Origin of the sequence: Bacillus sp. ISL-34 (assembly GCF_018613325.1) — a bacterium.
GTDB lineage: Bacteria > Bacillota > Bacilli > Bacillales > DSM-1321 > Peribacillus.
In genome coordinates this window covers 29380-48792 of sequence record NZ_JAGGQJ010000005.1, presented here as the reverse complement: position 1 = coordinate 48792, position 19413 = coordinate 29380, and the positions used below count along the sequence as shown (strand labels likewise).

21 protein-coding genes are annotated in these 19413 nt (G+C 41.9%); 20 read left to right on the top strand and 1 reads right to left on the bottom strand.

Annotation, left to right across the window (positions count from 1 at the left end; genetic code table 11):
• Window position 1 precedes the first annotated feature (1 nt).
• From J7E52_RS06270 to spoIID, 12 genes are all read left to right on the top strand, one after another.
• Window positions 2-1099 (top strand): NADH-quinone oxidoreductase subunit D, encoded by a 1098-nt coding sequence (locus J7E52_RS06270; RefSeq protein ID WP_048685832.1) that lies wholly within the window; start codon window positions 2-4, stop codon window positions 1097-1099.
• Window positions 1100-2107: an NADH-quinone oxidoreductase subunit NuoH gene (gene nuoH / locus J7E52_RS06265; RefSeq protein WP_214744204.1), complete on the top strand. Its 1008-nt coding sequence runs from the start codon at window positions 1100-1102 to the stop codon at window positions 2105-2107. It begins immediately after the preceding gene.
• 33 nt (window positions 2108-2140) lie between these two features.
• Window positions 2141-2560 carry an NADH-quinone oxidoreductase subunit NuoI gene (nuoI, locus tag J7E52_RS06260; RefSeq protein WP_214744202.1) on the top strand — a complete coding sequence of 140 codons (420 nt, stop codon included), beginning with the start codon at window positions 2141-2143 and terminating at the stop codon, window positions 2558-2560.
• Window positions 2557-3075: an NADH-quinone oxidoreductase subunit J gene (locus tag J7E52_RS06255; RefSeq protein WP_214744199.1), complete on the top strand. Its 519-nt coding sequence runs from the start codon at window positions 2557-2559 to the stop codon at window positions 3073-3075. The genes nuoI and J7E52_RS06255 overlap by 4 nt, the downstream gene beginning before the upstream one ends.
• Complete coding sequence (gene nuoK / locus J7E52_RS06250) at window positions 3072-3386, top strand: NADH-quinone oxidoreductase subunit NuoK (protein ID WP_063236468.1); 315 nt, start codon at window positions 3072-3074, stop codon at window positions 3384-3386. Before J7E52_RS06255 ends, nuoK begins: the two co-directional genes overlap by 4 nt.
• A gap of 34 nt (window positions 3387-3420) precedes the next feature.
• Window positions 3421-5292, top strand: a complete 1872-nt coding sequence (gene nuoL / locus J7E52_RS06245; RefSeq protein WP_214744197.1) for an NADH-quinone oxidoreductase subunit L — start codon at window positions 3421-3423, stop codon at window positions 5290-5292.
• Window positions 5289-6812: a complex I subunit 4 family protein gene (locus J7E52_RS06240; protein WP_214744195.1), complete on the top strand. Its 1524-nt coding sequence runs from the start codon at window positions 5289-5291 to the stop codon at window positions 6810-6812. The genes nuoL and J7E52_RS06240 overlap by 4 nt, the downstream gene beginning before the upstream one ends.
• A 3-nt stretch (window positions 6813-6815) precedes the next feature.
• Entirely contained in the window at window positions 6816-8342 is a 1527-nt protein-coding gene (nuoN, locus tag J7E52_RS06235) for an NADH-quinone oxidoreductase subunit NuoN (protein ID WP_214744193.1), read from the top strand.
• 149 nt (window positions 8343-8491) lie between these two features.
• Window positions 8492-8734, top strand: a complete 243-nt coding sequence (locus J7E52_RS06230; protein WP_034315776.1) for a DUF1146 family protein — start codon at window positions 8492-8494, stop codon at window positions 8732-8734.
• Window positions 8735-8892: 158 nt separating this feature from the next.
• Window positions 8893-9642, top strand: a complete 750-nt coding sequence (locus J7E52_RS06225) for a YwmB family TATA-box binding protein (protein WP_214744191.1) — start codon at window positions 8893-8895, stop codon at window positions 9640-9642.
• 32 nt (window positions 9643-9674) lie between these two features.
• Window positions 9675-10976: a UDP-N-acetylglucosamine 1-carboxyvinyltransferase gene (gene murA, locus J7E52_RS06220; RefSeq protein WP_098371638.1), complete on the top strand. Its 1302-nt coding sequence runs from the start codon at window positions 9675-9677 to the stop codon at window positions 10974-10976.
• Window positions 10977-11173: 197 nt separating this feature from the next.
• Complete coding sequence (gene spoIID, locus J7E52_RS06215) at window positions 11174-12211, top strand: stage II sporulation protein D (protein ID WP_286197497.1); 1038 nt, start codon at window positions 11174-11176, stop codon at window positions 12209-12211.
• Between the two features lie 20 nt (window positions 12212-12231).
• Here spoIID and J7E52_RS06210 read toward each other — a convergent pair whose 3' ends face one another.
• Window positions 12232-12657 carry a VanZ family protein gene (locus tag J7E52_RS06210; RefSeq protein ID WP_214744189.1) on the bottom strand — a complete coding sequence of 142 codons (426 nt, stop codon included), beginning with the start codon at window positions 12655-12657 and terminating at the stop codon, window positions 12232-12234.
• Between the two features lie 152 nt (window positions 12658-12809).
• Between J7E52_RS06210 and spoIIQ the strand changes: the two genes are divergently transcribed.
• The 8 genes from spoIIQ to J7E52_RS06170 all read left to right on the top strand — a co-directional run bounded on the left by spoIIQ (window position 12810) and on the right by J7E52_RS06170 (window position 19353).
• Window positions 12810-13748 carry a stage II sporulation protein SpoIIQ gene (spoIIQ, locus tag J7E52_RS06205; protein WP_214744187.1) on the top strand — a complete coding sequence of 313 codons (939 nt, stop codon included), beginning with the start codon at window positions 12810-12812 and terminating at the stop codon, window positions 13746-13748.
• Between the two features lie 436 nt (window positions 13749-14184).
• Window positions 14185-14457, top strand: coding sequence for a sporulation transcriptional regulator SpoIIID (gene spoIIID / locus J7E52_RS06200; RefSeq protein WP_034315767.1), 273 nt, complete (start codon window positions 14185-14187; stop codon window positions 14455-14457).
• 308 nt (window positions 14458-14765) lie between these two features.
• Complete coding sequence (gene mreB / locus J7E52_RS06195) at window positions 14766-15767, top strand: rod shape-determining protein (RefSeq protein WP_214744185.1); 1002 nt, start codon at window positions 14766-14768, stop codon at window positions 15765-15767.
• A gap of 278 nt (window positions 15768-16045) precedes the next feature.
• Complete coding sequence (locus J7E52_RS06190) at window positions 16046-16885, top strand: flagellar hook-basal body protein (RefSeq protein WP_214744183.1); 840 nt, start codon at window positions 16046-16048, stop codon at window positions 16883-16885.
• Window positions 16886-16939: 54 nt separating this feature from the next.
• Window positions 16940-17782, top strand: coding sequence for a flagellar hook-basal body protein (locus tag J7E52_RS06185; protein WP_214744181.1), 843 nt, complete (start codon window positions 16940-16942; stop codon window positions 17780-17782).
• A gap of 168 nt (window positions 17783-17950) precedes the next feature.
• The gene (locus J7E52_RS06180; protein WP_137016469.1) at window positions 17951-18205 is read left to right on the top strand and encodes a DNA-directed RNA polymerase subunit beta; all 255 of its coding nucleotides are present in this window, start codon (window positions 17951-17953) and stop codon (window positions 18203-18205) included.
• Window positions 18206-18333: 128 nt separating this feature from the next.
• Entirely contained in the window at window positions 18334-18762 is a 429-nt protein-coding gene (fabZ, locus tag J7E52_RS06175) for a 3-hydroxyacyl-ACP dehydratase FabZ (RefSeq protein ID WP_034315755.1), read from the top strand.
• Window positions 18763-19053: 291 nt separating this feature from the next.
• Window positions 19054-19353 carry a hypothetical protein gene (locus J7E52_RS06170; protein WP_214744179.1) on the top strand — a complete coding sequence of 100 codons (300 nt, stop codon included), beginning with the start codon at window positions 19054-19056 and terminating at the stop codon, window positions 19351-19353.
• Window positions 19354-19413 lie beyond the last annotated feature (60 nt).

Below are 19413 nucleotides of genomic sequence, written 5' to 3'. Positions count from 1 at the left end.
AATGTTAAGGACGGAAGAAATGCTTCTAAATGTCGGGCCGCAGCATCCGAGTACACATGGTGTTTTTCGGCTTGTCATCAAGATTGACGGTGAAATTATAAAAGAGGCTACACCTGTCATTGGGTATCTGCATCGCGGTACGGAAAAACTAGCGGAAAATCTGCAATATACACAAATAATCCCATATACCGATCGGCTCGATTATCTAGCGGCAATGACAAATAATTATGTGCTTTGCCATGCTGTTGAGACAATGATGGGGGTGGAGATTCCCGAAAGGGCAGAATATTTGCGGGTTATTGCAATGGAATTGGGCAGAGTTGCAAGCCACCTTGTCTGGTGGGGTACTTACTTGCTGGATATAGGTGCGACGAGCCCTTTCCTATACGCCTTTCGAGAACGTGAAATGATCGTTAATTTATTGACTGAATTGTCAGGGGCACGCCTTACATTCAATTATATGCGTGTCGGAGGTGTGAAATGGGATGCTCCTGAAGACTGGATTGCGAAGGTTGCCGAGTTTGTCCCTTATATGAGGGAGCAGCTTGCCGGTTACCATGAGCTTGTGACAGGGAATGAAATCTTTGTGAATCGGGTTAAAGGGGTGGGCATCTATACGAAGGAAGAAGCGTTGCAGTATTCACTTAGCGGTGCCAACTTAAGGTGTACAGGTGTGAAATGGGATTTACGAAAAAATGAACCATATTCGATTTATGACAGATTCACATTTGATGTTCCTACAAGGGAAGAGGGTGATGCCTTTTCACGCTATCACTGTAGAATGGAAGAAATCGAAGAATCACTGAAAATCATCGAGCAGGCGGTTGAGCAATTTCCAGAAGGGCCGGTCCTAGCTAAGGTTCCTAAAATAATAAAGGTTCCTAAGGGTGAAGCATTTGTCCGAATTGAGTCACCAAGAGGGGAAATCGGCTGTTATATCGCGAGTGAAGGGAAAAAGGAGCCATACCGTTTGAAATTTCGCAGGCCTTCATTTTATAACCTGCAAATACTACCGAAATTATTGGAAGGGGAAAATATGGCGAACTTGATAACGATATTAGGTGCAATCGATATCGTTTTAGGGGAGGTGGATGGATAAATGATCAAGGACCTTCTCCACTCCGCTCCAAGCCTGCTGAATTTTGGCATTTTTTTTGGTTTGGCAGTCCTGCTCCTGTTCGTCGTATTAGGGTTTGTAACCTATGGAATCCTTTCTGAGCGAAAAATAATGGGGTTCATGCAGATGCGTGTCGGCCCAAATCAAATTGGGGGGAAATGGGGTCTCTTGCAGACCGTTGCCGATGTTTTGAAACTTCTGATCAAGGAAGATACGATACCGAAAAAAGCTGATAAGCCGTTATATATTTTAGCTCCCGTAATTGCTTTTGCTCCTGCTTTCATGGTCCTTGCCACCTTGCCGTTCACCGAGGCCTTCCAATTTGCTGATATAGGTGTCGGACTGCTTTATTATATGGCGATTTCCGGCATATCGACCATCGGCATCGTCACTGCAGGTTGGGCATCCAATAATAAATATTCTTTGATTGGCGGAATGAGGGCAGCCGCGCAAATGATATCTTATGAGATTCCTTTGGTGATGTCGCTAGTGGGAATCGTCCTTATAACAGGCAGTTTAAACTTGAATGATATAGTTGCGGCCCAGGAAAGGGTTTGGTTCATTTTTCTTCAGCCGATTGCGTTTATCGTATTTTTTATTGCATCGGTTGCCGAGTTGAACAGGGTTCCTTTTGACCTTCCGGAAGCGGAATCCGAACTTGTTGCAGGCTATCATGTTGAATACTCTGGATTTCGCTGGGCCTTCTTTATGTTATCCGAATATGTGTATATGTTTGCAATGGCAACGCTAACCACTGTATTATTTTTAGGGGGATGGAATTCTATTCCGTTTTTGGATTTTATTCCGGCAGCCATCTGGTTCGGTCTGAAGTTCAGTGCCGTATTCTATGTATTGGTCTGGATTCGTGTAACCTTTCCTCGTATAAGGGCCGATCAATTAATGGAATTCGGATGGAAGGTGCTGCTTCCGGTTGCATTAGCCAATATATTTTTGACGGCATTAATAAAAGAATTGATTAACCTTTTTTAGAAACTTAAGCTGGTCGGAAAGCGAGGGATTTATATGCTTGGTTTAGCAAAAGGTTTAACCTATACATTAAAGAACTTGACGAGGAAAAAAGTGACCTATGACTACCCGAATGAGCCGCTTCCACTTCCTGACCGATTCCGCGGAATCCAGAAATTCTATCCTGAAAAGTGTATTGTATGCAATCAATGCGTGACGATTTGCCCAACGGATTGCATTCAATTAACTGGTAAGAAACATCCGGACCCGTCGAAAAAAGGGAAAATCATCGATACGTATGACATCAATTTCGAGATTTGTATTTTATGTGATTTATGTACGGAGGTCTGCCCTACAGAAGCAATCGTGATGACGAATCAATTCGAGCTGGCCGAGTATAGCCGTGATCATCTATTTAAAAATCTGGAGTGGCTGGATGAAAATGATCAAAATATCCGGAAGGTGAATAAAGTATGAGTTTGTCGGGTGAATTAATTGCCTTTATTGGTTTGGCACTCGTCGCGATATTGGGCGGGGTGCTGCTGATTACCTTAACAAAAGTGGTGCACATGGTAATCGCACTTGTTTTTACTTTCTTGGGCATTGCAGGGATTTATATGTTGCTTTCGGCCGAGTTTGTCGCCATTGTCCAAATCCTTATTTATTCAGGGGCAATTACGATCGTAATGCTATTCGGGATTATGCTGACAAAACACCAAGAAAATGATGCACCCGCTAAAGGGGGCTGGGGGAAATTCTCCTTGCTGGCAGCGATTGCTGGATTCGCCGTAGCGGTTTATCTGGGGATTTATAATCTGGATATACCTGTTCAGCCAACGGTCTTGCATGAGGAAAATACAAAACAAATAGGAATCGAACTTTTTTCAAAATATGTGATTCCATTTGAAGTGATGTCGGTACTCCTGCTTGTTGCTTTAGTCGGTGCCATCGTATTGGCTAAAAAAGATGATGAGGAGGGAGATCGATCATGACGGGAGTTCCCTTGTCGGCTTACCTTGTATTGGCACTCGTTTTATTTTGCATAGGGCTGTATGGAGCCTTGACGAAAAGAAATGCGGTCATTGTTTTAATTTCAATCGAGCTGATGCTGAACGCAGCGAATATCAATTTAGTTGCCTTCAGTAAATTCGGGGTAACGCCTTCCATTACGGGTCAAGTTTTTTCCTTATTCACGATTACGATCGCTGCGGCCGAGGCAGCTGTAGGGCTGGCCATATTAATGTCCCTTTACCGCAATCGGAAGACGGTCAATGTCGATGAAATGGAAATTATGAAGCATTGAAGGTTTATATAAATGAAGAAGGGGATTTGATACGATGATGGAGTACGCATGGCTCATACCGGTCTTTCCACTCGTCACGTTTCTGGTTCTGCTTCTATCAGGCGGGCGGTTGCGGGAACGAGGAGCTTTTATAGGAATAATATGTACGTTGGCTTCGTTTGTTTTATCGTTGCTTGTCCTGATGGAACGATTTAAAGAACCTACTTATAATATATCGATAGATTGGCTTTCCTTCGGAGGGACGCAACTTACAGCAGGATTCGAAATCAATCAGCTTAATGCCTTGATGCTTGTGGTCGTTTCCCTTGTCAGCCTGCTTGTCCAGATATATTCGAAGGGGTATATGAAGGGTGAAGTGCGATTCTCCATTTTTTATGCTTATCTGGGCTTCTTCACCTTTGCCATGCTTGGACTTGTCATGGCACCAAATTTATTACAACTTTATATCTTCTGGGAATTGGTCGGGGTGGGTTCTTTCCTGCTCATTGGGTTTTACTTTTATAAACTTGAAGCTAAAGCTGCAGCGAAGAAGGCATTCATCATGACCAGGATTGGGGATGTAGGGCTCTTAATCGGCATCATTCTGCTATTCTGGGAAACAGGCAGCTTTGAATATGGAGAGATCTTTCAAGCCGTTCAATCAGGCATGATATCAAGTGAAAAACTGACTTTAATCGCTATTTTGATTTTTATCGGTGCTGTTGGGAAGTCTGGACAATTTCCACTTCACACATGGCTTCCGGATGCAATGGAAGGCCCGACTCCGGTTTCCGCATTGATACACGCTGCAACCATGGTTGCTGCAGGGGTTTACCTGGTCGCGGCCATGTTTCCGTTATTCATGGCTAGTTTTGCTGCGATGCAGGTCGTAGCGATAACAGGTGGAATTACAGCCATATTTGCCGCTAGCATTGCCATAGTGCAAAAGGATGTTAAGCGTATATTGGCCTATTCGACAATCTCTCAGCTTGGCTTTATGATGCTTGCTTTGGGTACTTCGGGATATGTGGCCGGGGTGTTTCATTTAATGACCCATGCCTTTTTTAAAGCATTGCTGTTTTTGGCAGCAGGCAGTGTTATTCACGCTATACATACACAGGATATGGAAAAGATGGGCGGCCTATGGGGGAAGTTGAATTGGACTGGGCCGCTGTTCTTGACTGGCACTTTGGCGATATCGGGGTTTCCATTGCTCTCGGGCTTTTTCAGTAAAGATGAAATTCTAATGGCAGCCTGGGAGAATAATAGTTATCTATTGTTTGGTCTAGCGGTGGTTACCTCCTTTTTAACTGCGTTTTATATGTTCCGGCTGTTTTTCATGATGTTTGCAGGGGAATCGCGCAGTCAAGTAAAACAGGTCAAGGAATCACCTTCAATCATGTTAATTCCCATGATGGCATTGGCATTACTCGCTGTAATCAGCGGGTATATCCAAACACCGTGGTTTGGAACTTTCCTTGGGGAGTGGCTTGTGGAGGGAAATGAAACACTTCTAGGCGCCAGCCATAGTGAGGGGCCCGTTTGGATAATGTTGATGGCCGTGCTTGTATCGCTGGCAGGGATATACCTTGCTTATATGATATACGCTAAAAAGAAGTTACCTCGGGAATGGCTTGTCAAAGAAAACTCCGAGGTATATCGGGTTTTGGAAAATAAGTATTACATTGATGAAATTTACCGTTTTACTGCAGGCTATGCAGTCAAAGGCTTTAGTATATTCCTTTCTTATATTGAAAGGTTCATTGTCGGTGGCCTGGTTTCCACTCTAACAAGTTCGATAGAAGGGTTGGGGAAAATAGGGTCTAAACTGCAAACGGGACAGGTACAGCAATATGGCATGATAGCCTTTCTGGGACTTGCGGTACTGTTGGTGATTTTTGCAGTAACTGGGGGGTATCTAAGATGAATGTCTATTTGCTCTCGCTTTTAGTGTTCTCACCGCTGTTGGGCATAGTGATGATTGCCCTTATGCCGAAAAAAGAGGAAAGGACGATTAAACAATTTGGCTTTTTCGGAACACTGCCTCCCCTTTTCCTATCGTTCTTTCTATTCAGCCAATATTATTCGGGTGTGGCCCTTTCAATATTTGACATTAAGTTAAATTGGATCAGGTTTGGGAATTTGGAGATGTATGATCCCAAGCTCTTCACGGTTGACTTTGAGTTGGGGCTGGATGGATTAAGTCTTATCTTCATTTTACTGACGACAATCATTTCATCACTGGCCGCAATCGCATCCATTTATATAAAAAAAGAGTGGAAAGGGTATTATTTGTTATTTTTGATCCTGGAGATTGGAATGCTCGGTGTCTTCACGGCAGAAAATTTGATCCTTTTTTTCATCTTTTTTGAAATGACTTTGATTCCTGCTTTCTTTTTAATTGGTAGATGGGGTTTTCTGGAGAGGGAGAAAGCTTCTTATATTTTTCTGATTTATAATGGCATTGGTTCGGCTGTTTTATTGGTGGCTATTTTGATTTTGTTTGCCAGGACTGGTACGACCAACATTGCTGCATTGACACAGATGATGACAATGGGGGGTGTTTCGCTTTTTGCACCGATATCCGGTTCGATGAAATATGGTTTATGTCTCGCCTTTCTCGTTGCATTTGCGATAAAGCTGCCCGTCTTTCCCTTTCACAGCTGGATGGTGCGGGTACATGCAGAAGCACCTCCATCCATAGTCATGATACATGCGGGTGTCCTATTGAAAATAGGGGCATATGGAATCATCCGGTTTGGAATGGGGATATTTCCTGAACAATATAAAAGCTTGGCCTTTACCATTGTCCTATTTGGGGTCCTAAGTTTTTTATATGGTGCATTTCTAGCGTTGGTACAAACGGATTTCAAGCTCGTTTTAGCCTATTCATCGATCTCACATATGGGCATCGTCATGATGGGGCTGGGAGCCTTGAATGAAGCGGGCATTCAGGGAGCTATCTTTCAAGTCATCTCACATGGGCTAATTGCTGCTTTGTTGTTTTTCTTGGTGGGTGTTTTGTATGAGCGGACGGGAACCACCATGCTTCCTAAGCTTGGGGGATTGGCCAAGTCGATGCCGATTTTTTCAGGGTTTATGCTAGCTTGCGGGATGGCTTCACTCGGTTTGCCTGGCATGTCCGGCTTCATCAGTGAATTCATGGTATTTCTTGGCTTATTCAAGAGTCAGCCGTTGCTTGCGGCAATAGGCGTGATCGGGCTCGTATTAACCGCTGTCTATGTACTGAGGGCGGTCATGCAGATGACTTTCGGGAAAAATGATAGCTTGGTAGAAAAAGAGAGACGAGACCTTGGAAGCTGGGAGTTTGTGCCGGCATTGGTTCTTCTAGGTTTGATAATATCTGTTGGGGTATACCCCAATTTGTTAGGCGGGCCTCTTCAAGGAACGATTGAAGCCATGATGCTAGCTCTAGGGGGGCGATGAAGGATGGATTGGAACACGATGCTTTCTTATGATTGGGGAGCGATGATGCCGGAATTCATCATCCTTGGAACGACCATGATTCTTTCGATATTGGATTTATTCTGGCCGAAGCACTTTAATCGGAGAAAACTGGCATGGCTCGCGCTAACCGGAATCATTTTGGCCTGTTTGTCACTGATTAGCCTGCTATCCTTTGAGACAGTCAGTATCTTATCCGATACGTTTCGTTTAGATTCATTTGCAAAAGCTTTTAAGCTGCTACTATTATTAGGAGCGGCCCTGATCATCCTTCTGGCTGAAGGATATGAACCACAGGAGGGGATGCGGGAGCACCGGGGGGAATTTTATTATCTGTTCCTGACCGCTTTGCTTGGAGCGATGGTCATGTCCTCAAGCGGTGATTTGATAACCCTATTCGTTGGACTGGAACTTCTTTCACTTTCATCTTATATATTGGTCGGAATACGCAAGCATGATCGGAAGTCCAACGAAGCGTCCATGAAGTATGTGATAAACGGGGGCATTTCCACTGCGATCACTTTATTCGGGATGAGCTATTTATATGGAGTGACCGGTTCCGTCAATCTAGGCGAAATGAGCCGGACGATGGCTGCGATGACGGACGGCCAGCTGCAATACATCATGGGCATCGCTTTCTTCATGGTGTTTGTCGGTGTAGCCTTCAAGATAGCTGCCGCTCCATTTCATATGTGGGCGCCGGATGTGTATGAGGGGGCACCGACACCGGTCGCAGCCTTCTTGAGTGTAATTTCGAAAATGGCGGGTTTCGTCATCATCCTGCGCATTTTTCTCTCGTTGTTCCTAACAGCTTCCGGTGATACGTTCGGAGCGCTTGACTTTTTGGAAAAAAATAATATCTATATAGCTTCGTTAGCGGGGCTGACGATCATCATTGGAAATGTAGTTGCGTTAAGGCAGCAAAATTTAAAACGATTGTTCGCCTATTCAAGCATCGCCCATGCGGGCTACCTGCTTGTAGCGGTGGCTACATTGGGCGGGGGATATTTCCTCCTGGATACTGTCTGGTTTTACCTAATGGCTTATGTATTAATGAATATCGGTGCATTCGCAGTCATTCAGCTGCTATCCAGTCAAAGTGGTTCAGAAGATATTAGCATTCTTGCAGGACTGGGGAGGAAATCACCGTATCTTGCCATGGCCTTCACCGTATTTATCCTGTCGCTTGCTGGAATTCCCGGAACGACAGGTTTCATTGGAAAACTCAATATTTTTCTTGGAACATTCATAACGGAGCCTGGTCATTTTGTCCTTGCGGGAATCATGATTGCTGGTACCATTGTGTCCTATGTGTATTATTTCGGATTATTGGTGCAGGTTTTTTTCCGACCCATTCATTCAGAGAAGGTCATTAAAATTCGTCCGGGTCTTTACACCGTGTTGATCATTTGCGTAATAGGCACCATACTTTTCGGGGTGGCGCCAAATATTGCCTTTGATTTTATTCATGATCAATTTGGCGAATTTACAGACTTTATTTCAAGTAAATGATATAATGCCTGTATCAGAGGCTTGTTCCATTGGATCAAGCCTCTATTTACAGTTTTAAAAAGATATTTTGCAATTCTTCCTTTTAAATTCCAAATATGAAGGGGTTTTGTGTTAGAATAGAATTCGGGTGTCTTTTAGGAGGTATGTACATGTTTTCAGCAATGGGACAGCAGGCTTTAACAGGAATAATTGCACACTTGTTTTTCATCGCAGTTACCTGGTGGGCTCTACAGGCATTACATTTTGATAAAATGTTAAGATCCAATTCGGTCATCAAGGCCAGGGTTTTATATATTTTATTAACGGTTGCCATCGGTTCAGTTGTAAGTAATTTCTTCCTCGACTACCTGGGATTTGCAAACCAACTTCCGTATATGTTTAGTAATGACTGATAAGCTGTAAGAATTTTCTTATAGCAAAATATGATTCTACTCTTGTATTCGCTTTTGCTTCCTGCCAGTTTAAGGGGAAGTTGTCACCAATTGTCGGAAAACTCGAAGTATGATCTCTCTCCTTATGGAAAGAATGTGTAAAAGGGGAGGGGTTTAACATGTTTAATTTAAACAAGAAAATGTTAACATACATAGTATTTCTCGGTTTGATGGTGATTTTAATTGGGAATAGTACGATTGTGGCAGAAAGTAAACCAGATATAGTTAAATTGGTGGGACTGTTACAAAAAGATAAAGATTTAGACATAGGGGATTGGTCTGTACTCACTAGAGAAATAAATAAAGAGATTACAACTAAACAAGAGTTTGAAAGCGAAGTTACAGCTTTAAAAAGAAAATACCCTCAATTTCAATGGCACCTGAAAGATGATGCTTCCGGCTGGAAGGCTGAGGCGTTAACTTACAATGTCGATTCAGGTCTGACCGAGTCTATCAAAATAATGACAACGGAAGAGAACTTTGATAGAGTTACCTATGTTATTTACGAAGTGAAGGGGAATAAGTGGAAGAAAGCCAATGCGGCATTTTTTACCGCTACGTTCCAAAACAGGGTGAATGACCTATTTATAGGAACTCCTTCAATTTTTTCTTGTATTAAAGGGTCTATCAATGATAATATGGATTCGGTTTTAAACTCTAAAACTGAAGACCTGTTAGATATGTTCCAAGCAAGGGAAATTGAGGGTGTGCACGAAACAAACTTTACATCTATATCTGCACATTCAACATTGTTTAAACAACCTTTGACAAAAGAAAAATTAAATTTGCAGTTTGGGCTACGGACAGAAGGATTGGGTGACAGAACGAACTTTGTAGTTGGCACACCAATCATAACGTTTGAATATTAATATAGAGAAAATGGACGCGGAGGGGAATACTTTTGGAAAAAATCATCGTCCGCGGCGGAAAAAGGCTTAGCGGGACAGTTAAAGTAGAAGGTGCTAAAAACGCCGTTTTGCCAGTTATCGCTGCAACATTATTAGCAAGTGATGGGAAAAGTATCATTAAAGATGTTCCTACGCTCTCCGATGTATATACAATCAATGAAGTATTGCGCAACTTAAATGCAGACGTTGCCTTTCATGACAATCAAGTAACTGTAGATGCATCAAGAGAGTTATTAGAAGAAGCACCATTTGAATATGTACGTAAAATGAGAGCTTCCGTTTTAGTGATGGGCTCATTACTAGCAAGGAATGGCCGGGCCCGCGTTGCTCTTCCTGGTGGCTGTGCCATCGGATCACGTCCTATCGACCAGCATTTAAAGGGCTTTGAAGCGATGGGAGCAAAAGTGAAGGTCGGTAATGGTTTCATTGATGCCGAGGTAGAAGGCAGACTTAAGGGTGCAAGAGTGTATCTTGACTTCCCGAGTGTGGGTGCCACTGAAAACATCATGATGGCAGCAACACTTGCTGAAGGTATAACTATTCTTGAAAATGTGGCCAAAGAGCCTGAAATTGTAGATCTTGCGAATCTCCTTAATAAAATGGGTGCCAAAGTCAGAGGTGCCGGTACTGGTACGATGAGAATCGAAGGTGTCGATAAATTATATGGCACTGAACATACGATTATACCTGACCGTATCGAAGCTGGTACATTCATGACAGCGGCCGCTCTTACTGGCGGCAATGTTCTTGTTCAAGGAGCTGTACCTGAACACCTTACTTCCCTTATTGCCAAAATGGAGGAAATGGGTGTTGAAATTCTTGAAGAAGAAGATGGATTACGCGTTATCGGTCCAAAAACCTTGAAGGCCATTGATATCAAAACAATGCCGCATCCTGGTTTCCCGACTGATATGCAATCGCAAATGATGGCATTATTACTTCGTGCTGAAGGAACAAGCATGATTACGGAGACCGTTTTCGAAAACCGTTTTATGCATGTTGAAGAATTCCGTCGCATGAATGCCAATATTAAAATAGAAGGTCGTTCCGTTATCGTTAATGGACCAACTAACATTCAAGGTGCTGAAGTAGCTGCAACAGATTTACGTGCCGCGGCAGCGCTCATCCTGACTGGATTGGTTGCAGATGGCATTACACGTGTTACAGAATTGAAGCATCTTGACAGAGGGTACGTGAATTTCCATGGTAAATTGGCCTCTCTAGGCGCTGATGTGGAACGTATTAACGAAGATGTGCCTGCTGAAACAAAAAAAATTGCAGATTTAAACGCATAAGTTAGCTTATAAAACCATTCACGTTCGAGTCAATGAACCGTGAATGGTTTTTTTCTTGTTCGTGATTCATCCTACAGTTAAATAGTTGTCGTTTTTCTATTCATAAAAGCTTGTCCTTCAACATACATTTGTTATGTAAAGATACCTGCTGGATACGATTTACGGCAGAGAAAACAAGTGTAGGGAGGCTCAGGAATTTGAAAGCAATCAAACCGATGATCGTACTATTCATAGCAGTAGCATTCGTAATTATCATGATTCCAGCAGTGCTTGTGCTTCCATTTTCAAATGATAAGACAAGTGGGCAATTGACCGAGCAATTGGAAAAAAAAGAGAAGAATGAGGGTAAAGAGGTAGCTGCAAATGAAATGAGTTCCGTAGAAGTTGCCGTTTACCGCACATCTGCAAAAAAGATTGAAAAACTGCCGCTTGAATCGTACTTAACTGGTGTGGTTGCAGCTGAAATGCCAGCTGATTTCGAAGAAGAAGCGCTGAAGGCACAAGCATTGACAGCGAGAACCTACATTGTCAATCAGCTCATAAGCGAAAGTCGATTAGGCTTGCCGGATGGTGCCGATGTAAGCGATACGGTCATGCACCAAGTTTATAAGAATAATGATGAGCTGAAAAAACAGTGGGGCTCTGATTATAAATCGAAGATGCAAAAAATCAACAAAGCTATACAGGAAACGGCGGGTCAAATCTTAACCTATGAAGGAAAACCGATTACTGCCACTTTTTTTTCGACCAGCAATGGCTATACGGAGAATTCCGAAGACTATTGGCAAGCTGAATTCCCCTACTTAAAAAGTGTATCCAGTCCGTGGGATAAAGAAGAATCACCAAAATTTTATAATAAAGTTGTTGTCGATACTGCAGATTTTGAAAAAAAGCTGGGTGTAAGTCTTTCTTCGGGAACATCAATAGGGACTGTCATTGAAAGGACATCGGGTAATCGCGTAGGTGTAGTGGAAATCGGAGGAAAGAAAATGACAGGAAAACAGATTCGTGAGAAGCTCGGGCTGACATCATCTGATTTTGACTGGGAGCGACAAGGCAACCAGATTGTCATCACGACAAAAGGATCCGGACACGGAGTCGGAATGAGCCAGTACGGTGCTAATGGCATGGCCAGGGAAGGGAAAACCTATGAAGACATCGTTAAATATTATTATAAAGGCGTCAAAGTTCAGTCTTCAAGTAAGTGGCTGAATACGATGACGGCAAAAAAATGAGAGATGGGGATTCCTATCTCTCATTTTTTTTCGTTTAATTTTTCTATAATCGTCAAAAAGCCCCGTTTACGCTTGAAATAATGAAATTGGACATGAAAATAGACTGCAGCTACTCCGATGATATCTTTAATGACATCTATTAAGGTAGAGGAGCGGTATGGGACGAAAGATTGGTGGTACTCATCAATAACTCCGTAAAGGCAAGCTACAAGGGCCGCTATCAAGCTTAAACCAGGTTTCAGTTTTTGGTTAGCGGCAAGGGCCGAAACTAATAATATATACAAAAGGGCAAATTCGACCAGATGAAGTGCCTCTTTGATAAATCGGTCAATTGAGGATGAGGGAAGATCAAGAATCATATCATCGGGGTTGCTCGACATTATCCAAATGGCAATCATATATAGGAAAGGCAATAACGTTAACACAAGTTTAAAAGCTTTTTTCATGATTTAAACATCCTTCAACAGTAAGATACCAAACATTTTACCATTCTGCGAATAAAATCGGTTTCATTTCCACAAAATAAATCTAAAAAAATTTTTTCCCGAATGTATATAATCTTAACAAAATGTTCAGAATGATTGCTGAGGTGATTAATATGAGAGAGGAAGAAAAGAAACCAACTTCCACAATCCGACGTATACTAAAACAACGTTGGGCATTATCAGCAATCTATATCGCAAGTGCAGCCATAATCTTAGCCGCGGCCTTCTTATTACAAAATAGTTTTGATGATTCAGCTAAAGATGGCAAAGAGGAATCAGCTGAAACAGGAAAAAACTATGATCAGCCTTCTGTAGAGGTTAATAGTAATCTTGAGACAATCAAGATGCCTGTAGCCGATGCAGACAAAACGGTTATCAAGAAACAGTTTTATGATGTGAATGCGGATGAAAAGGCACAAGAAGAAGCATTGGTTTTCTACAACAATAGATATGAGCAAAATAAAGGTATAGACATTGCAATGGAAGATGGAAAGTCTTTCGATGTAAAAGCTTCCTTAAGTGGAAATGTAACGAAAGTTCAAGATGATGCGTTACTCGGAAATTTAGTTGAAGTTGAGCATGAAGATGGCGTCGTTACTCGTTATCAATCTGTTAAAGACATTAAGGTTGCAGTCGGTGACAAAGTGAAACAAGGACAAGCAATTGCTACAGCTGGAAAAAGCCAAATCAATGAAGAGGCTGGCGTACATGTCCACTTCGAAATCAGAAAAGATAACATTGCGTTAAACCCACTTGATTTTGTTGATAAACAAGCTTCTGCGATCCAATCGGCAACTGAAGCCGAAGGCAGCGAACTTGAAGATTCAGCTAATAAAGAAGAAACGCCTGCAGTCGAAGGATCTGAAGCTGATAAAGAAGAAACACCAGCAGTCGAAGAATCTGAAACTGGCACGGAAGAAGCGCCTGCAGTTGACGAAACTGACGAGGGCACTGATTTAGAGAATGGCACTGATGAGGAAGGCTCTGTCCCTGGTGAAGATACAACTGAAGAAAGCGATTCCTTAAAAGATTCGTTAAATCAATCTAATTAAGATTAAGATTTTTAATAAAATCAAAACAAAAACCTAGAGCGTTACGAATGACAACAACTGAAAATTTGGTAAAAGGAAGCCGTTCACTTTGAACGGCTTTCTTTTTTTTCTTTCGAGGAAATATTGGACAATATGCTGAAACCTTCGAATTTCTGACAAATTTCTTGGGAAATAATTTGATCTTAAGGAAAAGAAACAGATGAAAATCAGAAATAAACCCAAACCTCCTGTCCCATTAGGCATATATTCTTAACCAAGCTAATAAGATGTTATAAACCATGCAAAGAGAGTGTTTGAGGTGAGGAATCGTTTATTACAAATTATCTAATAGGTGAATAATTCTATCTTTCATTGTTTATAGGGCAGCGGTATTCGATTCGAAAAATACGAATCTCATTTCACACTTCTCACATCCAATTTGGGGAGGTCGAGTGGTGTGCACGATTACATCAAAGAAAGAACTATCAAGATAGGAAAGTATATCGTGGAAACTAGAAAAACAGTCCGCGTCATTGCAAAAGAGTTCGGAGTCTCTAAAAGCACAGTGCATAAAGACTTAACTGAGAGGCTGCCAGAAATTAATCCTGATTTGGCTAACGAAGTGAAGGATATATTGGATTATCATAAATCCATTCGTCACCTTAGAGGTGGAGAAGCGACAAAATTAAAATATAAACGTTCTGAAAGAGAAGAAGAAATCGTTAAATGATACTTGGATCATACCGGCAATTGGAAGTGAATCGGGCAATCGGGGAATGAATAAGGGGACATGAAAGTGAGTGTCAGCTTTTTTTTAACCTTGATTGCGGTTCCATGCCGGGATTTTTTTTATGGGAAAATGAGGAAGTGTAGTGCATATAGCACTTAATTTTATTACATATTGGCAAAATAGGAAATAATAGTCTGTATTAGCGTTTATTTATAATTCATACTTACTTGTGTCAATGCAATATGGTAAAATAAACAATTAGGACAGAAGTAGGTTATATGTGAGGATATTCAAGGAGGATTTAAGAAATGTTTGCTAGAGATATTGGGATAGATCTTGGAACAGCCAATGTTCTTATACATGTCAAAGGTAAAGGAATTGTGTTAAATGAGCCTTCGGTAGTTGCGATTGATAAGAATACGAACCGTGTTCTTGCCGTCGGGGAGGAAGCTCGTAAAATGGTAGGCCGTACTCCAGGAAACATCATCGCAATCCGTCCTTTAAAAGACGGTGTCATTGCGGATTTTGATGTAACGGAATCGATGCTTAAGCATTTTATCAATACATTGAATGTGAAAGGTTTCCTTTCAAAGCCTAGAATTTTAATCTGCTGCCCGACCAATATAACAAGTGTCGAACAAAAGGCGATTAAAGAAGCTGCTGAAAAAAGCGGCGGGAAAAAAGTATTTCTTGAAGAAGAACCAAAAGTTGCTGCAATCGGTGCCGGCATGGATATTTTTCAACCAAGCGGCAATATGGTCGTAGACATTGGCGGGGGTACAACGGATATTGCCGTTCTTTCAATGGGGGATATCGTTACATCTTCTTCTATCAAAATGGCCGGTGACAAATTCGATAATGAAATTTTACATTATATCAAGCGGAAGTATAAGCTCCTGATTGGTGAACGTACTGCGGAAAACATTAAAATCCAGGTTGCAACCGTCTTCCCTGGATCGCGTAATGAAGTCATCGATATCCGTGGGCGCGATATGGTATCGGGCTTGCCTAGAACCATTTCGGTCAATTCCGAAGAAATTGAGGAGGCTCTTCGCGAGCAGGTTTCCATCATTGTACAAGCTGCAAAAAGCGTACTTGAGCGGACGCCCCCAGAACTTTCTGCTGATATCATCGACCGCGGCGTCATTTTAACAGGTGGGGGAGCATTGCTTCACGGGATTGATTTACTCCTTGCTGAAGAACTTAAGGTCCCAGTACTCGTTGCCGAGCAGCCAATGGATTGTGTAGCAATCGGAACAGGCATCATGCTTGATAATATGGATAAATTGCCACGGCACAAATTCAACTAAAAAGCGGCTGGAAATCCGCATCATAAGATAGGGGTCTAAGGTTCAGACAAACGTGAGGCATAGTGAAAGTGCGTGCAGTTCTAGTACTGATGAGCATAGGCCCTCTTCTTATAGTCGAAAATTTAACACCATTCCTTTAAATCTGACCTAGCCTACGATACAGACAAATTCTTCTGCCTAATGCTTTTCCTTTTCCTTAAGATACTGATGTTCATGTCCGATAAGATAGATATGGGAAATTGAACGGGATAAGTTATGTAGATTGAGGAGTGAAGAAGATGTTAAGAGGTTTTTATACGGCTGCTTCCGGAATGCTTACACAGCAAAGGCGCACAGAATTGCTCACAAACAATATGTCCAATGCGAATACAACAGGGTATAAAGCGGATCAAATGAGTGTAAGGTCTTTTCCGGAAATGCTCATAAGCAACATGGGCGGTAAAACGGTTCCTACGGAGAACAAATTGAGCATGTTTAACGTATCCCAGGTTGGAGGGCTCAGTACGGGTGTTTACGTACAGGAGGCGAATCCTTTATTTACCCAGGGTACATTGGAGGAAACTCAGCTTAATACGGATATTTCCTTGGTTGATGAAAATCTTCCGGTCAATGAAGAAACGGGTCGGCAAGGATCGGTGTTTTTTACTGTCCAGGATGGTGATGGTGCTATCCGTTATACGCGTAACGGCAGTTTCACCCTGGATGGGCAAGGTTATCTGACCACGCCTTCGGGTCATTATGTATTGAACGAAAATAATGAAAAGATCAAGCTTGATAGCGATCAGTTCACAGTAGCGGAAAACGGTGTTATTTTAGAAGGAAATGTTCAAACCGCACGTATGGGCATCGGTTATTCGGATGATCCGTCATTACAGCTCATGAAGGATGGGGAAGGCCTATATAAGGCTGTGAATGATGGGGGTTTACCTAGCGCATACGCGGCTGCAGATGTCGGTTTTTCTACTAAGCAAGGCTTTCTTGAAGGCTCCAATGTTGACCAATCGAGGACGATGACAGAAATGATGTCGGCATACCGCTCTTTTGAAGCGAGTCAGAAGGTTCTTCAAGCCTATGATAAAAGTTTGGATAAAGCAGTCAATGAGGTTGGCAGGCTTTAATTGAACAGTAGGGAAAAATGATCTTGGAAATTTGAACATGTAAGGGGAAAAACCATGAATCGGACGATGATGACGGCGACGAATACGCTGAACCAACTTCAAAGTAAAATCGATCAAATAAGTAATAATATCGCGAATGTGGACACGACTGCCTACAAAAAGACCCAAACGAGTTTCAATGACTTATTGACACAGAGTTTCAATAATCAACCGAGTGAGACCAAGGAAAAAGGAAGGTTGACCACACCTGGCATCCGTCAGGGAACAGGTGCCATGATAAGCCAATCTCAATTGGCGCTTTCACAGGGAGCCTTAAAGACGACGGACCGCAATCTTGATGCTGCATTCACCCGGGAGGACCAATTCTTCACCGTAAGCGTTCAGGACGGCAATGGGATCAATACAAGGCTTACAAGGGATGGGGCCTTTTATTTATCTCCTAATGCTAACGACCAAATGATGCTCGTTACCTCTGCTGGACATAAAGTCCTTGATGAAAATGGTGAACCGATCCTCATAGAGGGAAATATTAAAGACATTAAGATTTCGGAAAATGGCTTATTGATAGTGGATACGGAAGAATATGGTGAAAAGAGTTTTGGGCTCGGGATCGTTTCGGTAAAGAAACCGCAATTTCTTGACCGGCTAGGCGGAAATTTACTTGGCCTGCCCAAAAACTTCAATGCCTTGGGTGTTACTGAAGAAGATATCATGACCGCACTAACAGGGGATTCCCGCAACCAGGCAGCAGTCCGTCAAGGCACTCTGGAGTCCTCAAATGTCGATCTTTCCAAAGAAATGACGGATCTAATCAATGTTCAGCGGTCTTACCAATTTCAGTCCCGGGCGGTAACGATGGCCGATCAAATGAGCGGATTAGTCAATGGAATCCGTTAAGGTATCTGGTAAATAAAATGTCTCCCTGCGGAATTAGAGCAAATCGGTTATAATGAATTCATAACAAAGGGAATCGTTCGTGCCGATCATTTTGCATAGCTGCTGAATTTCTGGTTTATAGGGAAAATCAGCCGGCGAGTTTTCTTAAAAGGAGCTTTCACATTCTATATGGAACAAAATCGTGTAATGAGACAACAAATTGAAGAAGAGATAAAGGAAGTTGAGGCGAAACCGAATCGTAGAATCAAGGTCCGTCTTTTGCCGATTTGGCTTCGTTTACTCATTGTTATCGGATTGATTTTCATTGCTGTATTATCCGGGGCACTATTAGGATACAGTGTGATTGGTGGAGGACATGCAATGGATGTTTTCCAAAAATCCACATGGACCCATATTATTGATATAGTGAACAAGGGCGCGTAGTTCCATGTTTTTTTGAAGTAGTTGCTGTCGTTAGCGGATTTATATTACATGGCAACTACGCCTCTGTCATCATGACAGGGGCGAGTTTACGTTATGTTTGAAATATTTAAGTCATAGGAGGAACAAGTATGCTTGATATCACACAAATAAAGGAAATTATTCCGCATCGTTACCCATTCTTATTAGTCGACAGGATCATTGAAATAGATGAAGGGAAAAGAGCGGTTGGATTGAAGAATGTCTCAGCAAATGAAGAATTCTTTAATGGCCATTTCCCCGATTATCCAGTTATGCCTGGTGTTTTAATTGTAGAGGCATTAGCGCAAGTTGGCGCTGTAGCCGTCTTGAAACAGGAAGAATACAAAGGACGGCTTGCATTTTTTGCTGGGATTGATAATTGCCGTTTTAAAAAGCAAGTAAAACCAGGTGATCAGCTGCGTCTGGAAGTGGAAATAGTACGTATGAGAGGGTCAATGGGTAAAGGGAAAGCAGTGGCAACGGTTGATGGAGAAACAGCATGTGAAGCCGATATCATGTTTGCTTTTGGTGACAAATAAGAAATTCATTCATTTTCGTAAGGGAAATGGACTAATTTAACTGTATTTTTCAAAAAAATGGTTTAAGAAGTCGTGAAGCGGTGTATATAAATAGCACTGCATTGCTTTTTTAAAGCAAGCGGTTTTACGAACTATCTATTCTCCCTTTGAATGCCGGACATTTTTATGTCCGGCATTTTTTATTGATTAAATTCCAAGCGGATTTTCTTTTTAAATTTAAAATAGGACGCAAGTTATTTTCACATTCGGGCAAAATAGCTAATGATAAAGAAAGAAGGGAGGTTGCCAAAAATGATGAAGAAAATTTTTGCACTAATTGGGGGATCTTTATTATCTATTATGTTCCTTGCTGGATGTGGAACGGATAATAATGACAACAACAATCCCGCACCAGAAGAAGATAACAACATCATGGAAGATGATAACAATGGTGGAAATGATAACAACGGTACAAATGATAACAACGGCACGGATGATAACGGCATGAACGGTAATGATGATGGATTGCTTGAAAACGACGATAATAACGTCGATAATGATGCCGATGACTTGATTGAAGACGCTGATAAAAATGGCGACAACAATAAGTAATTAGCACAGAATGACAAAGACTGGCTTAGGTAAGAAGGGGATCGATATCCTTCTTCATCT

Excerpts from the sequence above, each read along its gene's own strand:
- J7E52_RS06270 (WP_048685832.1), top strand. The coding sequence starts at position 2 with ATGTTAAGGACGGAAGAAATGCTTCTAAATGTCGGGCCGCAGCATCCG.
- nuoH (WP_214744204.1), top strand. The coding sequence starts at position 1,100 with ATGATCAAGGACCTTCTCCACTCCGCTCCAAGCCTGCTGAATTTTGGC.
- nuoI (WP_214744202.1), top strand. The coding sequence starts at position 2,141 with ATGCTTGGTTTAGCAAAAGGTTTAACCTATACATTAAAGAACTTGACG.
- J7E52_RS06255 (WP_214744199.1), top strand. The coding sequence starts at position 2,557 with ATGAGTTTGTCGGGTGAATTAATTGCCTTTATTGGTTTGGCACTCGTC.
- nuoK (WP_063236468.1), top strand. The coding sequence starts at position 3,072 with ATGACGGGAGTTCCCTTGTCGGCTTACCTTGTATTGGCACTCGTTTTA.
- nuoL (WP_214744197.1), top strand. The coding sequence starts at position 3,421 with ATGATGGAGTACGCATGGCTCATACCGGTCTTTCCACTCGTCACGTTT.
- J7E52_RS06240 (WP_214744195.1), top strand. The coding sequence starts at position 5,289 with ATGAATGTCTATTTGCTCTCGCTTTTAGTGTTCTCACCGCTGTTGGGC.
- nuoN (WP_214744193.1), top strand. The coding sequence starts at position 6,816 with ATGGATTGGAACACGATGCTTTCTTATGATTGGGGAGCGATGATGCCG.
- J7E52_RS06230 (WP_034315776.1), top strand. The coding sequence starts at position 8,492 with ATGTTTTCAGCAATGGGACAGCAGGCTTTAACAGGAATAATTGCACAC.
- J7E52_RS06225 (WP_214744191.1), top strand. The coding sequence starts at position 8,893 with ATGTTTAATTTAAACAAGAAAATGTTAACATACATAGTATTTCTCGGT.
- J7E52_RS06210 (WP_214744189.1), bottom strand. The coding sequence starts at position 12,657 with ATGAAAAAAGCTTTTAAACTTGTGTTAACGTTATTGCCTTTCCTATAT.
- spoIIQ (WP_214744187.1), top strand. The coding sequence starts at position 12,810 with ATGAGAGAGGAAGAAAAGAAACCAACTTCCACAATCCGACGTATACTA.
- mreB (WP_214744185.1), top strand. The coding sequence starts at position 14,766 with ATGTTTGCTAGAGATATTGGGATAGATCTTGGAACAGCCAATGTTCTT.
- J7E52_RS06190 (WP_214744183.1), top strand. The coding sequence starts at position 16,046 with ATGTTAAGAGGTTTTTATACGGCTGCTTCCGGAATGCTTACACAGCAA.
- J7E52_RS06185 (WP_214744181.1), top strand. The coding sequence starts at position 16,940 with ATGAATCGGACGATGATGACGGCGACGAATACGCTGAACCAACTTCAA.
- J7E52_RS06180 (WP_137016469.1), top strand. The coding sequence starts at position 17,951 with ATGGAACAAAATCGTGTAATGAGACAACAAATTGAAGAAGAGATAAAG.
- fabZ (WP_034315755.1), top strand. The coding sequence starts at position 18,334 with ATGCTTGATATCACACAAATAAAGGAAATTATTCCGCATCGTTACCCA.
- J7E52_RS06170 (WP_214744179.1), top strand. The coding sequence starts at position 19,054 with ATGATGAAGAAAATTTTTGCACTAATTGGGGGATCTTTATTATCTATT.